The sequence below is a fragment of the Corynebacterium sp. MSK074 genome, assembly GCF_030229735.1.
Classification (GTDB): Bacteria; Actinomycetota; Actinomycetes; order Mycobacteriales; family Mycobacteriaceae; genus Corynebacterium.
The window spans coordinates 130,849-147,932 of sequence record NZ_JASPIX010000005.1; the positions used below are offsets into that span (position 1 = coordinate 130,849).

Genomic DNA, 17,084 nt, shown 5'->3' on the forward strand with positions numbered 1-17,084 from the left:
TATCCGAACGGACAGAATCCGCACAGGGTGGAATGAATAAATTTTAGTTCATCACCCCAGCGTTTTCCTATTCCGGTTGCTCTATAGCTTGGGGCGGGCGGGTACCGTAGAGACCATGACTGCACTTAATGAAAGCATTCGCAACGATCGCGAGACCATTTTCCGCCAGCTCAGCGAGCTCGTGGCCTTTAACTCCGTCCACGACGAGGAAGGTTTGGAGGACCAGACCAAGGGCGCAAGCCAGTGGGTTAAATCCGCACTGGAAGAGGCTGGAGTGAGCGTGGAAACCATCACCACAGCCGATGGCTCCACCGCCATCTTGGGTGAGCGCAAGGGCGATGAAGGCGCCAAGACGGTGCTGCTGTACTCCCACTATGACGTGGTGCCGGCCGGCAACCGCGAGGCTTGGGAATCCGATCCGTTCACCCTTACCGAGCGCGAGGCCGCCGATGGCTCCACCCGCTGGTACGGCCGCGGCGCCGCCGACTGTAAGGGCAATGTGGCCATGCACTTGGCCGCCCTGCGCGCGGTGGACAATAACGGTGGTACCAAGGTGAACCTGAAGTACCTCATCGAGGGCTCCGAGGAGCGCGGCGGCGAGGGCCTATCCCAGCTCATCAAGGATCGCCCGGAGCTTTTTGCTGCCGACGCCATCCTCATCGCCGATGCGGGCAACGCCGCTGTGGGCCAGCCGACCTTGACTACGTCCCTGCGCGGCGGCGCGCAGATTGGCGTGCAGGTCGACACCTTGGCCTCCGCCGTGCACTCCGGCCAGTTTGGCGGCGCGGCACCGGATGCCGCCAAGGCGCTGATGCGCGCCATTGACTCCCTGTCCGATGAGTACGGCCGCACCGTTATCGACGGCGTGGATACCACCGCCGAGTGGTCCGGCCAGGAGTACCCGGCCGAGGCCTTCCGCGCCGATGCGCAGCTGCTGGAAGGCGCCAAGATCATGGGCGAAGACGACCCGGCCGGCGCCACCCCGGTGGCCAACATGGTTTGGTCCCGCCCGGCTATTACCGTGACTGGCTTTACCTCCACCCCGGTGGCAGAAGCCGTCAACGCCGTGCCCGCCACCGCTTCCGCGCAGCTCAACCTGCGCGTTCCGGCCGGTGCCGATGCCGCCGCGATTGCCGACGCCGTCTGTGATCACCTCCGCGCCCACACCCCATGGGGCGCCCACGTTAAGGCCGAAGTACTTGAGGCCAATGCCGGTTTTGCCACCGATCCAGAAAAGCCCGCCGCTGCGCTACTGGGCGAGTGCCTTTCCGAGTCCTACGGCACGGACACCGCCGCACAGGGCATGGGCGGTTCCATCCCGCTGACCACCGAGCTGCAAGAGGCTCACCCCAAGGCGGAGATCGCTCTCTACGGCGTGGAGGAGCCAAAGTGCACCATCCACTCGGCCAATGAGTCCGTCGATCCCACCGAGATCGAAAACATCGCTGCCGCAGAAGCGCTCTTCTTGCAGCGCTACGCCTAAGACTGAAACCCCAGGTCCAGCCTGGGACCTGCCTGCCGCCGCGGTTAGCGCGGCTTACCCCGCACCTTGGGTGCGGGGTTTCTTTCTGCCGCGAAATGGCACCATATAATACAGCCCATAAAAATAATCCTTTCGAAGCCGTAGAAAAACCGGTAAAGTGGCAAAAAGTTGGCCCCGCGCCCGGCCATGTTGCTTGCATCGTGCCGCCGCAGCGTACTCAGCGGCGCGCGGCATGTGAATGTTCTCGCCTCTCAGCAGTTGTGGCGTTTGTGGTATTCGCGGCAGCGGGGCAAGAGAACTTGACACAACCATAAGGAGCGCAGAAACCAACGTGCTATTACTTCTGGGTGCTCTCATCGCCGCAACCGTGGCCGCACCGCTACTCATCATGCGGATAGGGCGCCCGGCTTTTGGCATTCTGGCGCTGGTTCCCGCCGCTGGGTTCGTATGGACACTCGCGCATTTTCTGCGCGGAACGTTCAAGGACGGCGGTGGTGTGGACTACACCGTGGCTTGGATGCCGTCCGCGAACCTAAGTTTTGACCTGCATCTGGACGGTTTGGGCGCCCTTTTTAGCCTGATCATCTTGGGCATGGGCGCACTGGTACTGGTGTATTGCTGGGGCTATTTCGATGGCACGCGGCGGCGCTTAGCGATGTTCGCCGCGCAAATGGTGGGCTTTGCCACCGCCATGTTTGGGCTGGTGGCCGCGGATAGCTTCCTGCTGATGTATGTGTTTTGGGAAATCACCTCCGTGCTGTCCTATCTCTTGGTCAGCTACTACGCGGAGCGTGCCTCATCCCGCCGAGCCGCACAGCAAGCGCTCATGGTCACCGCGCTAGGCGGGCTATCCATGCTCATGGGCATCATCTTGCTCGGACGGCAGACTGGGGCGTGGACTTTTAGCGAAATCGCGGACTACGAAGACTTTGCGCAGACGCCCTACGTGACGGTAGCTATCGTGCTCATCTTGGTCGGCGCGCTCACCAAGTCCGCTATCGTACCGGCACACTTCTGGCTGCCCGGAGCCATGGCGGCACCGACGCCGGTCTCGGCCTACCTGCACTCAGCAGCGATGGTAAAGGCCGGAATCTACTTGGTCGCGCGCTTGGCCCCCTCAATGTATGAGGTCGCCACTTGGCATGTGGTGGTCATTTCCCTTGGCGTATTTACCATGCTTCTGGGCGGATGGATGGCGCTCAAGCAGCGCGACCTCAAACTGGTATTGGCCTATGGCACCGTCTCCCAACTGGGTTTTATCACCTCCATCGCGGCCGTGGGCTCGCGCGAGGCCATGCAGGCTGGTCTCGCGCTGACCTTTGCGCACTCGCTATTTAAGGCGGCACTCTTTATGGTCGTCGGCACTATCGACCACTGCTCGGGCACGAGGGACATCACCAAGCTTTCCGGCTTGGGCCGCAAGGAGCCGTTCCTCTTCGGCATTGCGATCATCTCTGGTTTTTCCATGGCCGGCGTGCCGCCCCTTTTTGGCTTCGTGGCCAAGGAGGCAGTGCTGGAGGCCACCATGCATGAGGAGCTTCTAACAGGCATGCCGCGCAATATGATGCTGGTTGCCTACGTCATCGGTTCCATCCTCACCATGGCCTATACACTGCGCTTTCTGTGGGGCGCCTTCGCCACAAAGAAGGAGATTAATGGCGCGGAGCCAGCAGAGGCCGTCGCCAAGATGCATCCCGTCAGCATCGGGCTTTGGCTCTCCCCCGCCGTGCTCACCGCCTTGACCGTGGCGCTCGGCGTATTCCCCAAGCCACTCTCGGCAGCCTTTGACCAACACCTCAATTCCACCTTCGACCCCAAGCCACATAGCGAACTGGCATTGTGGCATGGCTTTAACGTGGCACTGGGCCTCTCGGCGCTCATCATCGTTGCCGGTATCATCCTGCACTGGCAACGGCAGGTGCTAGAAAAATGGCAATTCTCCTACCCCGCTCTGGGCAATGCGGATGATGCCTATGATTCGGTCATCGCTCATCTGCGCAAGCTCTCGCTGCGCACGACGGCAACCACGCAACGCGGTTCCCTGCAGCTGAACTTGACGGTCATCTTTGCCACGTTGATGCTGCTACCGCTAACCATGCTCATTAAAGGTGACCTCACCGATATCCGCATGATCGTGGCGGAAAATCCTTGGCAGGTAGTGGCCGCCTTCATCATCATGGTGGCCGCTGTGGCCGCTACGGTAACCGATAATCGCTTGTCCGCCGTCATTATCGTTGGCGTAACCGGCTATACGCTTTCCTTCATCTTTGCGCTGCATGGCGCTCCGGATCTGGCGCTTACCCAGCTGCTGACAGAGACCATCGTGATGGTACTTTTCATGCTGGTGCTGCGCCGCATGCCGGCCTCCACCGAGTGGAAGCAGGATCCCAAAATGGGGCGCCTACGCGCGTGGCTTTCGGTGGGCACGGGCCTGACGGTAACCGTGGTGGCGATGTTTGCCATCAACGCGCGCCAGTCCAAGCCCATCTCTGAGTTCATGCCGGATCTGGCCAAGGAGATTGGCCACGGCGCCAATACCGTCAATGTCTTGCTGGTGGACCTGCGCGCATGGGATACCTTTGGCGAGATCACCGTCATTATCATCGCTGCGCTGGGCGTGGCCTCTCTGATTTATCGCACCCAGTCCTTCGCCCGCGCGAGCCGCCGCCCCACCCTGCAAGTTACTGGGCGGCGCTGGCTGGCGGCCGGCGTGGAATCAGAGCAAGCGCTCAACCGCTCGCTGATGATCGATGTCTCTACCCGCGTGCTCTTCCCGTCTATGGTCGCGATTTCCTTCTATTTCTTCTTCGCGGGCCATAATGCGCCGGGCGGCGGCTTCGCCGGTGGCCTCGTCGCCGCGCTGGCTCTTATCCTGCGCTACCTGGCTGGCGGGCGTGCAGAGCTGGATGAAACCCTGCCTATCGACGCCGGCCGCACCATGGGTACCGGACTCTTCCTATCCGCGGTGGCCGTGGTGGCCCCAATGTTCTTTGGCCACCCGCCGCTAACCAGCGGGTATACCTCACCAGAGATCCCGCTCATCGGCGCGGTATCGCTGCCTTCAGCGTTGGTCTTTGATGCGGGCGTCTACCTCATTGTCATCGGCCTTACGCTCTACATACTCAGTTCCTTGGGCGCGAAGCTAGATGAGGAAGAGGATATGCGTAAGCAGCGCGCCCGCGACCGCGCCCGCTCGCTGGCCCGACAGCAACGCCAACGCACCGCCAAGCAAAAGGCGCAACGGGCGCAACGCAAGGAAAAGAAACAAGCCACCACGGCAAGCACAGCCGCTACGACAGGAAAGGAGAAGTAAATGGAAGCCAACCTCTTCCTCCTGCTCGCCGCCGGCGTGCTTGTAGCCGCGGGCATCTACCTGCTGCTAGACCGCGCCATGACCAAGATGCTGCTGGGCCTATTGCTTTTGGGCAATGGCGCCAACCTTTTCTTGCTCCAGGCAGGCGGCTCGGCCGGTTCCCCGCCCATCGATGGCCGCGAATCGGAACCGTATGGTGCCGAGATTGCAGACCCCCTCGCCCAGGCAATGATCCTTACCGCCATCGTCATTTCCATGGCTCTAACAGCCTTCATACTGACCTTGGCCTACCGCCAGTACCGCTACCGCACGGACGATGTCATTGAGGATGACGCGGAGGATACCGCCATTGCCGCCAAGGCTGCACGCCCCGGCAATGCGGCCGCAAGTCCGGATCACGATGCCTCCAACGATCCCACTACGGGCAGGGCAACCAAGGAAGGCGATAACTTCGGTCCAGAGTCCTTTGAGGAGCCTGTAAAGGGGGCCCGCGATGAGTGAGACCATGCAACCGCTTGTCGATGCCCTCTTTCCCTACATCGGCTACCTCATCCCCCTGCCCATTATCATCCCGGCGGTAGCCGCAGCGCTCGCCTTGATCTTTTCCCGCGTGCCCAATGCGCAGCGTCAAATCGTATTTTTCTCGCTGCTTATAACGGCGATAGTCAACGCCATGTTGATCCTCATTGCGGATTTTGAGGGCATCCAAACACTGCAGGTGGGTGGCTGGGACGCCCCAGTGGGCATCACGCTTGTGGCGGATCGCCTCTCTGCGGTGATGCTTTTTACCTCTTCCGTGGTGCTCTTTTCTGTCATTTGGTACGCCATCTCCCAGGGCGTACGCGATGGCACCAAGGACGAGCCGGTGGCAGTCTTCTTGCCCACCTACATGCTGCTGACCATGGGCGTAAACATTTCCTTCTTGGCCGGCGATCTCTTCAACCTTTACGTGGGCTTCGAGGTCTTCCTCGTGGCATCCTATGTGCTTTTAACCTTGGGTGCCTCGGCTGGCCGCGTGCGCGCTGGTGTGGGCTACGTGATGGTGTCCATGGCCTCGTCGATGATTTTCTTGCTCGCGCTGGGCTTTGTGTATTCGTCTGTGGGCACCGTGAATATGGCGCAGGTTGGCCAGAGGATGCAGGACATTCCGGAAGGCACCCGCACCGCGATCTTTGCCACGCTGCTCGTCGCCTTTGGCATTAAGGCAGCAGTGGTCCCACTAGACGCCTGGCTGCCGGACTCGTATCCCACGGCGCCATCGCTTGTCACGGCCGTCTTCGCCGGCCTGTTGACCAAGGTGGGTGTCTACGCCATCATCCGCGCCCGCTCCTCCGTCTTTACTGCCGGTGGGCTCGATACCGTGCTCATGTGGGTTGCCCTAGCCACAATGTTGGTAGGCATCCTAGGCGCGATTGCGCAGTCCGATATTAAACGCCTTTTGTCCTTTACCCTGGTCAGCCACATTGGCTACATGATCTTCGGCGTCTCGCTCGGTACCGCCCAGGGGCTTTCCGGCGCCATCTTCTACGCCGTACACCACATTCTGGTCCAGACTGCGCTATTCCTCGTGGTCGGACTCGTTGAGCGCCAGGCCGGCACCTCGTCGCTGCGCCGCTTGGGTTCGCTGATGTACTCGGCCCCGCTTATCGGAATTTTGTACTTCATTCCAGCCATTAATCTGGGCGGCATCCCGCCGTTCTCCGGTTTCTTGGGCAAGATCATTTTGCTGCAAGCCGGTGCGAATGAGGGTTCCTGGATGGCGTGGGTACTCATCGTCGGTGCCGTGGTCACCTCGCTGCTGACTCTCTACGTCATGATGCTGGTATGGGCTAAAGGCTTCCAACGCGACCGCGCCGATGCTCCGGAAGGTAACGTGGCGCTCGCCCGCCCGGCCCCGCTTTCCGATATCACCGATGAGGTCGAGTTTTCCTCCCGCCAGGATGTGGGCAGGGTGCCTTTTGGCATGATCGCCTCTACTACTCTGCTGGTGGCCGCGTCTACCTCCATTACCTTTCTGGCCGGCCCAATGTCCGGCGTGACCTCACGCGCTGCCGAATCCGCGCAGGACACGTCCATCTATCAATACGCGGTCTTGGGCGACCGCGCGGATGACCCCACCCGCCACCTCAACCAGAAAGAGCGCTACACCGGCGGAGCGGATTCCTATGAAAATCGCCGGCATCCCTCCCAGGATGCGGAGCCGCCCGCCCAGCCAGGACTAGATGCCCGCACCGACCCAGAAGCCGGCGGCCGCGATTCCCACTCCGGCACTGTAAAGACACCAGACGCCGCTAAGAGGAAGGATATTAGCGATGACTAACGCACGCTTTTCCGGCCTGCGCCACCGCTTCCGCCCGTGGTTCATCGTCTGGCTGACCATCATGTGGTGCATGCTCATGGGCGAGGTCACCGTGGGCAACGTGGTGGCCGGGCTTATCATCGGCGTCGTCATTGTCTTCGCCCTGCCGCTGCCGGCCATGCCTATCGCCGGCATCGACGTCTCTTGGGGAAAGCTCATTGCGTTCATGATCCGCTGGTTCTGGGAATTGTTCTACGCCTCGCTCAAGGTGGGCTGGCTGGCCGTGCGCCCGCAGCCGGTGCCCAAGACTGCCATCTTGGAGCTGCCCATGCGCTTGGATAATGAGTTCGTGCTTTCCTTAGCCGTAACGCTGTATAACCTGCAGCCAGGCGGCACGGTGACCGATATCGATATTGCCAACCGCATGATCACCGTCCATATCTTGGATGCCCGCGATGAGGCCCAGATTCAGCGCGAAATCGGTGCCGTGGCCCACCTTGAAGCCTCATTCATCGACATTTTTGAAAGGAGCCACCCCTAATGGATCCGCAGATCTATAACGCGATTTTGCTGGTGGCCGCCGCGCTGCTGGTGGTCTCCTTCCTCATCACCGTCTGGCGCATTGTCACCGGCCCCAATTCGTTGGACCGCTTGGTGGGCATGGACGGCTTTACCGCGATGTTCCAGTGCGCGTTGGCTACCTATATGTGCTGGTCGCTCAATACCACGGTGGTCTCGGCCATGCTGGTCATTGCGCTGCTGGGATTCATCTCCACCGTGTCCGTCACCAGGTTTAGGAAGAGGGATAGCCAATGAGCTGGTCTTTCATCGCAGATGTGCTCTCGCTCATCCTTATCATTGGCGGCAGCCTTCTCACCTTGGCCGCAGCCATCGGCATCGCTCGGTTCAAGGACACGATGTCTCGTGTACACGCGGTAAGCAAGCCGCAAACCACAGGGCTTATCCTCACCATCCTCGGCGCCATCATTCGCATCACCGGCGCGGAATCCTTCAGCGTTGCCGAGCGCGGGGATTTAGGAATACTCGTTTTGCTGGTACTGTTTGCCATGTTCACTAGCCCGGTAACCGCGCAGCGCACCTCGCGTATTGCACGCCGTGAGGGTCTGTACGGCACCGAGGAATCCATGTCCCGCAACGACCGACCCGCCGCGAAGTCGCTGCGCCGCAAGTAGGAGACGCTTTTCACCGTGAAAAAGCTTTATGGGCTTCCCACTATGGTGACTTTGCTCGCCGCTCTCATCGGCGTCATCGTCTACCGCTTCAGCATCTTCGACGGCAATAGCGCCTTTGTGTGGCGCGTTCCCTTGGATCTGAAGATTTATTGGCTCGCCGGCGGCGAGGTGGCCCAAGGCGCGGACCTCTACGATAACGCCTATATCGGCAACCTGCCTTTTACCTATCCGCCCTTTTCCGGCACCCTTTTCACGTGGCTTTCCTCGCTTGCCGACGCCCCCTTGATCCTCCTCTGGCAAGGCGGCACCGCCCTTGCCCTGTTTACGGTCATAATGCTGGTCCTGCGCGAGCGCGGGCTCAAGCTTTCCCCGGCAATCTGGCTGCTGGGCATCCTGCTGGTGTGCTGCACCCCGGCGAATGAGCCGGTGCACGGCACCTTGTTCTTTGGCCAGATCAACATCTTTTTGATGCTGCTGGTGGCCTTAGACATCCTCCCGCGCAAGCGCGCTTTGCCGGGCATCGGAATTGGTTTGGCCGCGGGTATGAAGCTCACCCCAGCCTATATGGGGCTAGTCCTGCTCTTCCAGAAGCGCTGGTGGCAAGCGATCATCGCCATCCTTACCTTCGCAGTGACTGTTGCCATTGGTTTCGTAACCATTCCCGATGCCGCCGATTTCTGGACCGACGCTATCTTTAAGTCCTCCCGCGTGGGCGAGCACACCAACCCAGGTGCGCAGTCGATCCGCTCCGTGATGGTCCGCGCGTGGGGCATTGATGGCGGCTGGATCTGGCTTGCCGCGGTGGCCGTGGTTTTCGTGCTGACTTGCCTGGCGCTGCGCACCGCGATGAAGCACCGCAATCATTCCGCCGCACTCGCGCTTGCCGGCATCAGTTCCTGCTTGGTCTCCCCCTTTTCTTGGTACCACCACTGGGTGTGGACGGTGCCGCTGGCCGTCGTCGTGCTGGTTGCCGTCAACCAGGGTCTGGGCAAGCGCCTGCACGGTTTCCTCGGCGCGCAGTTCGCTGGACTCGTGTCGGTGCTCGCTATGTGCGCGGTGACCATGCCGTTCATCTCCGCACCCGTGTGGCTGTCTGCGGCTAGCCGCTCGCTCAACCACTGGGATCTGCAGCCGTGGGGAATGTTGGCTTTCACCGGCGCCGGTGTCCTCTTTATCGCCTTCTACGCGGTGTGGGGTTTTATCCCTGGCACCCAGCCGGAAGAGGAAGCGCCCGCCCCGGGCCGCCACCATCTGCCTGCGCAGCACGCTGGCGCGCAGCCCGCTGGCGCGGAGGCCGGGGCACGCCCGGCGCGCTCGTTTAATACCGCAGCTACGAGCCGTGGGGGCCAGGGGCATTCACGGGCAGCGCAACCCGTCAGCGATGAAACGGCAGAAATGCCCGCGGTAGGGCCGGAAACGCGCGCGTTCCCGGCGGCCCAGGACATCACCGATATCCCCGATACCCCGGCCTACGGTCGCCACTCACGCCCAGAGGACTAGCCCCGAGCCAGCCTGCTCGCTACTTTAGAGCGGGCGGAAGGTGTGCAGCTCGCGGCAGGTCTCCTCGACCACCTCGCGCCAGCTGCCGGATTCTTTGAAGAGGCGGCGCTGCCGCTCATAGCCGGCACCGCCATTGATAATTTCGTGGATGAGTTTGAGCTCGTTGACGCATCCAAGCTCGCGCGCGATGGGGGTAAGCTCGTCCACCATCTCTGCTAGCTCGTCTTTGACCCATGCCTCATCGGTCTCGCGGGAGGTAATCACTAGCGCGTCCATGCCGTAGCGGGCACCGCGCCATTTATTTTCTGCTACGTGCCAGGGCTGCAGGATGGGGAGGGGCTCCGCGGCGTCGATAAGCTGGTCGTAATAGACCACCAAGCAGTGAGTGAGCGCCACGATGGCGGAGAGCTCGCGCAGGTTGGACGTCGCATCAGAGACGCGCACCTCCACCGTGCCCCACTTGGCCGCCGGCCGAATATCAAAGTGCATGGAACCGGTGTGATTGATAACGCCGGAAATGGCTTGGTCGCGCATATAGGACTGCCACTCGGCCCAGTCGCGGAATTGGTACGGCATGCCTGCGGTGGGCAGCTGTTGATACAGCATGGTGCGGTTGGAGGCATAGCCAGTATCTAGGCCCTCCCACCCAGGCGAGCACGCAGAAATGGCTAGCAGGTGGGGGTACTTGGTCATTAGCGCATTGATGATGGGCCATACGCGGTCCTCGTGGCTAACGCCTACGTGCACGTGCGTGCCCCATAGCAGCATCTGCTTGCCCCAGTACTGGGTGCGCGCGATGATTTCTTGATAGCTGGGCTTATCCGAAAGCGGGTTCTCGCGGAAGTCCGTAAACGGGTGGCCGCCAGAGGCCCAGACGTCTATGCCCAGCTTGTCGGCTGCTTCTTCCACTGCTTTCAGGGAAGTGTTCAGATCAGCGATGGCTTCCGGCACGGTATGGCAGATGCCGGTGACCAGCTCCACCGTGTTCTGGAGAAATTCCTTTTCCAGATGAATCTCGGGGTGGGCTGCAGTGGCGAGGTCAATGAGTTCCGCGCCGCGCGGGACAAGGTCGCGCGTATCGCGGTCCACGAGCGCCACCTCCCATTCCACGCCGAGCGTTGGTTCGGGAGAGCGGGCGAATTGTTCTGCCGGGATCTTCACCCATTCAGCTTAACGGGTGACAGGTATTAAGGCGGGAATTTTATTTAACCTGTTCGCACCGGCGGACCTGCGGGCGCGGAAAAGTTCAGATCACAAAAGTCCAAGGCATTCGGCCGAAGAACAATGGTGTTTCTCTTCGGTCGAAGGGCCTTGGACTTTAAGTTAGTTGCGCGGCTTGCTTAGGCCTGCGGAACCGCCAGGGCGACGACGACAGCGCCGTCATCGGTTGCTTCCTTAGGCAGGTCGCGATTCATCGGGGCGATATCGGCCTGGTAGCGAGCGGCTACCTCCTTGGCCAGTGCCTCAGCAGAGGCGTCACCCTCGGGGAAGAAGACGGTGGTCTTTGGGACGGTGAGGACATCGCCAGGCAGGTTGCCCACGTAGCCAACCTTGAAGCCGCCACCCTTGAGAGAATCGGCTTCCTTCTTGGCCTTATCTACCTCGCCAGAGTTATTGAGGACGCTGACCTTAATATCGTTGCGGTCGCGCGCGGCGGAATGGGCGTTTTCCTCGCCTGCGGCGGCACCTCTCTCGGCCGCGGCTCGCTCATCGGCAGCGCCGGAAGCGGCCGAGTCGCCTTCACCTGGTGCGGGCGCCGGTGCGGGGGCAGGGGCGCTAGCATCTTCGGAAGCGCCAGGAGCACGGGAGCCTGCGGCGTCGGGGCCGGCAGATCCTTCGGGCGCGGCACCGATGGTGGAACCGGTGGAGTTTTCCTGCTTGCTCTCGGAGGCAACGGTGGAGTCATCGTCTCCCGAGGTCATGGAGTACAAAGCCCAGAGTCCGAGCATGACGGCCACGGCGATGAGGACCATCGCCAGGCCGCGCAGCGGGAGGCCGCCCTTTTTAGCGTGCGCGCCACCACCAGCGGGGCGCTTAGCTGCACGGGAAGCGGACGCACCGGCAGCAGAGCCGGCGCGGGTTTCGTCGGATACCTTGTCGGTCGAATTTTCCGGATTCACATTAGTCACATACGCAACACTAGTACTCAGGATTAACTATCTGGGGTATTTCCCCGCGCGGCGCGCCGCGTGTTTTCCCGTTCTTCGCGCAGCCGGCGCAGCCGTGCAACCAGGAGGGGGTGTGATTGGGCGGCCGCGGGGGCGTCGAGAAGCAGGTTAAGGCGCTGGTGGTAGCGCACCGGGGAGATGTCCAGCTGCGCGCGGATGGCCTCTTCCTTGCGGCCGATGCTGCGCGGCGCGGTTTCCTCGAAGTCCAAAATGGCGGCGTCTAGGTCAGACAAGGGGTTCATGCCTAAACTGTAAGGCATGACTATTCGCCCCATCGTTATCCACGGCGAGACCGTGCTTCATGAACCCACCCAGCCGGTGGAAGAATCCGAGATTTCCACCCCGGAAATGCAGCAGCTCATTGCAGACATGTATGAAACCATGGACGCCGCCCATGGCGTAGGTTTGGCCGCTAACCAGGTAGGAATTGGCAAGCGCCTCTTTGTCTACCACTGCCCCGATACGGACGGCCCCAATGGCACCGAGCTGCCGTCCGAGGAGGCGGGCATGCGCAAGGGCTGCGTTATTAACCCCGTGCTGGAGACCTCCGAGATTCCGGAGACCATGCCTGCCGACGACGGCTCCGATGACGAGGGCTGCCTCTCCGTGCCGGGCGAGGGCTTTCCCACCGGCCGCGCCGACTGGGCGCGCGTGACCGGCAAGGACGAGAACGGTAATGACATTTCCATCGAGGGCTATGGCTTTTTCGCCCGCTGCCTGCAGCACGAGACTGGCCACCTCGATGGCTTCCTCTACACCGATACCCTCATCGGCCGCTATAAGCGCCAGGCCAAAAAAGCCATCAAGCGCAATGGTTGGACTGAGCCAGGCTATTCCTGGGTACCGGGTGAGGACGCCGATCCCTTCGGCCACGACGACTAATGTCACGCATTTTCCGCTCCGATGCCGTCCAGGTAGGCGAGCGCGTGGTGGCCCGGCGCGACTTCGGCGGCGTGCATAGCGATGTCATTGGTCATGTGCTCAGCCTCAATCCGCTGGTCATTCGCCCGCAGGAGGTCGGCGGCTACCCTTCCGACTTAGATGCGGTGGAGATCCCGCCAGAGCAGCTGAAGATCATCAAGCGGCTCTCTCCGCGTATGGTCCGCAATTCCGATATCCGCGCCGTCGAGGTTGCCGCGGCCGCGGCTTTCCCCGGCACAGACCACGCCTGGACCAGCGACGGTTCCTGGCTGTTGCGCGCGAGCGACGGGGTTTCCGGCCACTCCAACTCGGCCGTGCCCGTGGGGCCTTCGGCCGGTTTTACGCCAGTTCCACTGGAGGAGATTAAGGCCTTCTACGCCCGCCACGACCTTCCGGTGCGCCTGCTAGTCCCGGAGCGCATTGGCAAGCCGGCCGAGCGCCTGCTTGCCGACCCCGCCTGGGAGGCCGAGCCAGAGATCCTCGCCATGGTCCTGCGGGATCTGCCCTCGCTTGCCGACGCCCCCTCTTCCTCCCCCACCTTCCACCTCACCGCCCAGCCCGACGACGAGTGGCTGGCGATGTATCAATCCCACACCGAGGCCCTTCCTGCCGAGGCGTTGCAGAGTCTTGACGCCCACGTCGAGGGAACGCTCGGCTTTGGCCGCCTAGTCCTTGATGGCGAGACCATCGCCATTGCCCGCGGCACCCTGAGCGAATCCGGCGATGGCACCACGTGGCTGGGTCTTTCTTCCGTCGAAGTGGCCGAGGACTTCCGCCGCCGCGGATGCGGCACGCTCGCACTCCAGCACCTGCTGCACTGGGGCCGCGACAACGGCGCCGAGCACGCCTACCTCACCGTGCCGGCCTCGAATATCGCCGGCGTGCGACTGGCGGAGAAGCTCGGTTTCATCGAACAACACCGCCGCATCTACGCCTGCCTGCGGGACTGAGCCCCGCGCTGCGCTCTATCGGGACTGCCCGCCAATTCCTTGTGGGCTGGGTAGTGAGCTTGACTCACTACCCAGGTAACCTATGTGGCATGCGCATCGCCACGTGGAATATTAACTCCGTTCGTACCCGCACACAGCGGGCACTGGACCTTATCTCCAAGCACGACATCGATGTTTTGTGCCTGCAGGAAACTAAGGTGAAAGACGATAAGTTTCCACGCGAGGCCTTCGAGGACGCGGGCCTACATGTCACCTGCCACGGGCTCAACCAGTGGAACGGCGTGGCCATTGTGTCCAAGGAAGAGCCCGAGGAGGTCTTGGTCGGCTTTCCGGGCCAGCCGGGCTTTGCCAAGGATCCGGAAAAGCCGCAGGACCGTGAGGCCCGAGCACTCGGGGCTCACGTCCGTGGCGTAGAAATCTGGTCTCTTTACGTGCCGAACGGCCGCGAGATCACGAATCGCCATTATGACTACAAGCTGGACTTTCTCTATCACTTGGCGCGCTATGCGGAAAATCATGCGCAGTCCAAACTGCTTATGACCGGTGATTTCAATATTGCCCCGCGCGATGAAGACGTGTGGGATATTGAGGCATTCCGCGGCAAGACGCATGTCACCGAGCCAGAGCGCGCCGCATTCCAGATGCTGGAAGAAGCAGGCCTCGAGGAGGTTACCCGCCGGTTCACGGAGGACCAGCGCTATACCTACTTCGATTACAAGGGCATGCGCTTCCAAAGGAACGAGGGCATGCGCATCGACTTCCAGTTGGCTTCAGCCCCGCTTGCCCAGCACGTGACCGGCGCGCAAGTAGACATGGTCGAGCGCGCCGGCGATAAAACCTCCGATCACTGTCCGCTTCTCGCAGATTACAATCTGCCCGATTTCAATTCCGTGCGTTAAATGTCTTGGTCTCTTGATCTCAGCTTCTGGCAGCTCGTATTCCTGATCCTTGATTACGGCATCAAGATCATTGCCGTTGGTTTCGTGCCCGAGGGCCGTCGGCCTTCCAGTTCCACCGCGTGGCTATTGGCTATTCTGGTGCTGCCGTTTATCGGCCTGCCGCTGTTTTTGCTCATGGGCTCGCCGTATATCAACCGGCGTCGCCACCGCATCCAGCAAGAAGCCAATGAGAAGATTGAAAACGTCACAGCCCGCACCCCGGATCATCCGCAGGGCCTCCTTTCGGCGGAAGTAGAGTCGGTTATTCGGCTTAACCGCGAGCTCACTGGGTTCCCAGCGTTAGTGGGGCACAATCTTGGCCTGCACGCGGATTATGACGAGTCCATTCGCGCCATTGCCGCCGCTATTGACCGCGCCGAGAAGTACGTATCCATCGAGATCTACATCCAGTCTTGGGATGAGACCACGGACGTCTTCTTTGAATCGCTGCGCAGGGCTACCGCCCGCGGCGTGAAGGTGCGCTTGCTCTTGGATCAGATCGGCAGCTTCAAGTACAAGGGCTACTTCAAGTTGGGCAAGCGGCTTACGGAGATAGGCGTCGACTGGCATCTCATGCTGCCCATCCAGCTGCACAAGGGCCGATTCCGCCGCCCGGACCTGCGCAATCACCGCAAGCTGGTCATCATCGATGGCAAGGTCGGCTTTATTGGTTCGCTGAATATGATTAAGCGCCAGTACAAGACCAAGGACCGCTACTGGATTGACTACATGGTGGAGCTTTCCGGCCCGATTGTGACCTCCATGTCCGCGGTCTTCGCCGTGGATTGGTACCTCGAGGCGGACGAGAACCTGCCGCTGGATGAGCTGCCATATGACGACGCCCAGACGGCCGACGCCAACCACCTGCAGATAATCCCTTCCGGCCCTGGTTACACCACTGAGCCAAACCTGCGCATGTTCAACTCCTTGGTACACCACGCCAAGGACCGTCTGGTGCTGTGCTCGCCCTACTTCGTCCCGGATGAATCCCTACTGGAGGCTGTGACCACCGCCTGCTACCGCGGCGTGGACGTGGAGCTTTATGTATCGGCAAAGGCGGACCAGTTTATGGTCAACCACGCCCAATCCTCCTACTACCAGGCCCTACTAGAGGCGGGCGTGCACATCTACCAATTCCCCTACCCCTTTGTGCTGCACTCCAAGTTCATCATCACCGACCCAGATGATCCGGGCCGCGATCCGCTGTGCATGTTCGGCTCCTCCAATATGGATCCTCGCTCGTTCGGCCTAAATTATGAATCCACCATGCTGGTGGCCAAGGGCGACCTTATTGACCAGTTCAACCAACTGGTGTCCAACTACCGGGCTGTATGCCACGAGCTGACCCTAGAAGAGTGGAATGAGCGCGGATTTATTCGCCGCTACGTGGATAATGTCATGCGTCTAACCTCCGCGCTGCAATAAAGCGGGCACCGGCTGCAGCAGCTGCAGCGGAAATAACTGCAGAGACAAAGAACCGCCCCGGTGGGCAGCCCATGAGCTGCCGTCCGAGGCGGTGCTGTGCGTTACAGGCGCTTAGGCGTCGCGCTTTTGCAGCACGATGGCACCGAGAACCCACAGGATAAGGGCCCAGGCAATAAATACCAGGCAGAATCCCCAGTTTTCCTTCCACGGAGCATCAACCGGTTCCATTTCCAGCAGCCACGACTGGAAAGACTTAAACGGCATGAAATTAACCAGCTTGCTGCCGACCTTGGGGATGGTGGCTACGAGATTGTCCACGCCGAGGAAGAGGATGAGGCCGATAGCCACGGAACCAGCAGTCGAGCGCAGCAGCAGTCCCAAGCCTTGCGAGAAGAGGACGAGCAGCGCGGCGGCCAGCGGGTACTTCCACAGCTGCTTTTGGCCCATCTCGTCATCCCAAGGGTGGAATTCCGCGGCTACCTCATCGTGGGCAAAAAGCTCGGTAAGCAGGTAAGCACCCGCCACGGCGATAAAGGTCAGCGCGGCTGCGATAACGGCGTACATAAGCAGCTTGACTAAGGCCACCGACCAACGGCGCGGAGTAGCCATAAACGTGATGGTCTGCGTGCCATAGCGGTACGCGGTGGTGACGATCATGATGGCTTGGATCATGAGCACGGGCAGGCCGAGGAACAATAGGAAGGACACCGCGCCATCTGAGGTGATAATCCCCATCCCCATCGCTGCCTCTTCAGGGGTTTCTGCCGGCTTAGTCAAACGAGCATTGAGGATGGCCCAACCCCAGGCAAAGAAGAGGAAGATGAAGGTGGTCCACCAGAAGGAGCGGGTGGTGTGCAGCTTAGTCCATTCGGACTTCAAGGTATTCAGCATGGC

General features: G+C 61.0%; 16 protein-coding genes. 12 read left to right on the forward strand and 4 right to left on the reverse strand.

The window, feature by feature from the left end:
• The first annotated feature begins 115 nt into the window (after positions 1 to 115).
• The 8 genes from QP965_RS06720 to QP965_RS06755 all read left to right on the forward strand — a co-directional run bounded on the left by QP965_RS06720 (position 116) and on the right by QP965_RS06755 (position 9,788).
• Complete coding sequence (locus QP965_RS06720) at positions 116 to 1,483, forward strand: M20/M25/M40 family metallo-hydrolase (RefSeq protein WP_284844470.1); 1,368 nt, start codon at positions 116 to 118, stop codon at positions 1,481 to 1,483.
• A 331-nt stretch (positions 1,484 to 1,814) separates the two neighbouring features.
• The gene (locus QP965_RS06725) at positions 1,815 to 4,796 is read left to right on the forward strand and encodes a Na+/H+ antiporter subunit A (RefSeq protein WP_284844471.1); all 2,982 of its coding nucleotides are present in this window, start codon (positions 1,815 to 1,817) and stop codon (positions 4,794 to 4,796) included.
• Positions 4,797 to 5,297, forward strand: coding sequence for a Na(+)/H(+) antiporter subunit C (locus tag QP965_RS06730; RefSeq protein WP_284767042.1), 501 nt, complete (start codon positions 4,797 to 4,799; stop codon positions 5,295 to 5,297).
• Positions 5,290 to 7,116 carry a Na+/H+ antiporter subunit D gene (locus QP965_RS06735; protein WP_284844472.1) on the forward strand — a complete coding sequence of 609 codons (1,827 nt, stop codon included), beginning with the start codon at positions 5,290 to 5,292 and terminating at the stop codon, positions 7,114 to 7,116. The genes QP965_RS06730 and QP965_RS06735 overlap by 8 nt, the downstream gene beginning before the upstream one ends.
• Positions 7,109 to 7,636, forward strand: a complete 528-nt coding sequence (locus QP965_RS06740; RefSeq protein ID WP_284844473.1) for a Na+/H+ antiporter subunit E — start codon at positions 7,109 to 7,111, stop codon at positions 7,634 to 7,636. The genes QP965_RS06735 and QP965_RS06740 overlap by 8 nt, the downstream gene beginning before the upstream one ends.
• On the forward strand, positions 7,636 to 7,911 hold the full coding sequence (locus tag QP965_RS06745; RefSeq protein WP_005325614.1) for a monovalent cation/H+ antiporter complex subunit F: 276 nt from the start codon (positions 7,636 to 7,638) through the stop codon (positions 7,909 to 7,911). Before QP965_RS06740 ends, QP965_RS06745 begins: the two co-directional genes overlap by 1 nt.
• Complete coding sequence (locus tag QP965_RS06750; protein ID WP_284844474.1) at positions 7,908 to 8,288, forward strand: monovalent cation/H(+) antiporter subunit G; 381 nt, start codon at positions 7,908 to 7,910, stop codon at positions 8,286 to 8,288. Before QP965_RS06745 ends, QP965_RS06750 begins: the two co-directional genes overlap by 4 nt.
• A 15-nt stretch (positions 8,289 to 8,303) precedes the next feature.
• Complete coding sequence (locus tag QP965_RS06755; protein WP_284844475.1) at positions 8,304 to 9,788, forward strand: glycosyltransferase 87 family protein; 1,485 nt, start codon at positions 8,304 to 8,306, stop codon at positions 9,786 to 9,788.
• Between the two features lie 24 nt (positions 9,789 to 9,812).
• On the opposite strand, the gene QP965_RS06760 is transcribed toward QP965_RS06755, so the two are convergent.
• The 3 genes from QP965_RS06760 to QP965_RS06770 all read right to left on the reverse strand — a co-directional run bounded on the left by QP965_RS06760 (position 9,813) and on the right by QP965_RS06770 (position 12,216).
• Positions 9,813 to 10,949, reverse strand: a complete 1,137-nt coding sequence (locus QP965_RS06760) for a glutamate--cysteine ligase (protein WP_284844476.1) — start codon at positions 10,947 to 10,949, stop codon at positions 9,813 to 9,815.
• 179 nt (positions 10,950 to 11,128) lie between these two features.
• Complete coding sequence (locus QP965_RS06765) at positions 11,129 to 11,917, reverse strand: LytR C-terminal domain-containing protein (protein ID WP_284844477.1); 789 nt, start codon at positions 11,915 to 11,917, stop codon at positions 11,129 to 11,131.
• Positions 11,918 to 11,940: 23 nt separating this feature from the next.
• The gene (locus tag QP965_RS06770; protein ID WP_284844478.1) at positions 11,941 to 12,216 is read right to left on the reverse strand and encodes a DUF3263 domain-containing protein; all 276 of its coding nucleotides are present in this window, start codon (positions 12,214 to 12,216) and stop codon (positions 11,941 to 11,943) included.
• Here QP965_RS06770 and QP965_RS06775 point away from each other — a divergent pair.
• From QP965_RS06775 to cls, 4 genes are all read left to right on the forward strand, one after another.
• On the forward strand, positions 12,215 to 12,838 hold the full coding sequence (locus QP965_RS06775) for a peptide deformylase (RefSeq protein ID WP_284844479.1): 624 nt from the start codon (positions 12,215 to 12,217) through the stop codon (positions 12,836 to 12,838). The two genes, QP965_RS06770 and QP965_RS06775, sit on opposite strands and share 2 nt — an antisense overlap.
• The gene (locus tag QP965_RS06780; RefSeq protein ID WP_284844480.1) at positions 12,838 to 13,827 is read left to right on the forward strand and encodes an N-acetylglutamate synthase, CG3035 family; all 990 of its coding nucleotides are present in this window, start codon (positions 12,838 to 12,840) and stop codon (positions 13,825 to 13,827) included. Before QP965_RS06775 ends, QP965_RS06780 begins: the two co-directional genes overlap by 1 nt.
• Before the next feature lie 89 nt (positions 13,828 to 13,916).
• Positions 13,917 to 14,726 (forward strand): exodeoxyribonuclease III, encoded by an 810-nt coding sequence (locus tag QP965_RS06785; RefSeq protein WP_284844481.1) that lies wholly within the window; start codon positions 13,917 to 13,919, stop codon positions 14,724 to 14,726.
• On the forward strand, positions 14,727 to 16,190 hold the full coding sequence (cls, locus tag QP965_RS06790; RefSeq protein ID WP_284768806.1) for a cardiolipin synthase: 1,464 nt from the start codon (positions 14,727 to 14,729) through the stop codon (positions 16,188 to 16,190).
• A 111-nt stretch (positions 16,191 to 16,301) separates the two neighbouring features.
• On the opposite strand, the gene QP965_RS06795 is transcribed toward cls, so the two are convergent.
• Positions 16,302 to 17,081 (reverse strand): ABC-2 transporter permease family protein, encoded by a 780-nt coding sequence (locus QP965_RS06795; protein ID WP_284844482.1) that lies wholly within the window; start codon positions 17,079 to 17,081, stop codon positions 16,302 to 16,304.
• Positions 17,082 to 17,084: the final 3 nt, after the last annotated feature.

Excerpts from the sequence above, each read along its gene's own strand:
- QP965_RS06775 (WP_284844479.1), top strand. The coding sequence starts at position 12,215 with ATGACTATTCGCCCCATCGTTATCCACGGCGAGACCGTGCTTCATGAA.
- QP965_RS06720 (WP_284844470.1), top strand. The coding sequence starts at position 116 with ATGACTGCACTTAATGAAAGCATTCGCAACGATCGCGAGACCATTTTC.
- QP965_RS06740 (WP_284844473.1), top strand. The coding sequence starts at position 7,109 with ATGACTAACGCACGCTTTTCCGGCCTGCGCCACCGCTTCCGCCCGTGG.
- QP965_RS06730 (WP_284767042.1), top strand. The coding sequence starts at position 4,797 with ATGGAAGCCAACCTCTTCCTCCTGCTCGCCGCCGGCGTGCTTGTAGCC.
- cls (WP_284768806.1), top strand. The coding sequence starts at position 14,727 with ATGTCTTGGTCTCTTGATCTCAGCTTCTGGCAGCTCGTATTCCTGATC.
- QP965_RS06785 (WP_284844481.1), top strand. The coding sequence starts at position 13,917 with ATGCGCATCGCCACGTGGAATATTAACTCCGTTCGTACCCGCACACAG.
- QP965_RS06780 (WP_284844480.1), top strand. The coding sequence starts at position 12,838 with ATGTCACGCATTTTCCGCTCCGATGCCGTCCAGGTAGGCGAGCGCGTG.
- QP965_RS06795 (WP_284844482.1), bottom strand. The coding sequence starts at position 17,081 with ATGCTGAATACCTTGAAGTCCGAATGGACTAAGCTGCACACCACCCGC.
- QP965_RS06745 (WP_005325614.1), top strand. The coding sequence starts at position 7,636 with ATGGATCCGCAGATCTATAACGCGATTTTGCTGGTGGCCGCCGCGCTG.
- QP965_RS06735 (WP_284844472.1), top strand. The coding sequence starts at position 5,290 with ATGAGTGAGACCATGCAACCGCTTGTCGATGCCCTCTTTCCCTACATC.
- QP965_RS06770 (WP_284844478.1), bottom strand. The coding sequence starts at position 12,216 with ATGCCTTACAGTTTAGGCATGAACCCCTTGTCTGACCTAGACGCCGCC.
- QP965_RS06750 (WP_284844474.1), top strand. The coding sequence starts at position 7,908 with ATGAGCTGGTCTTTCATCGCAGATGTGCTCTCGCTCATCCTTATCATT.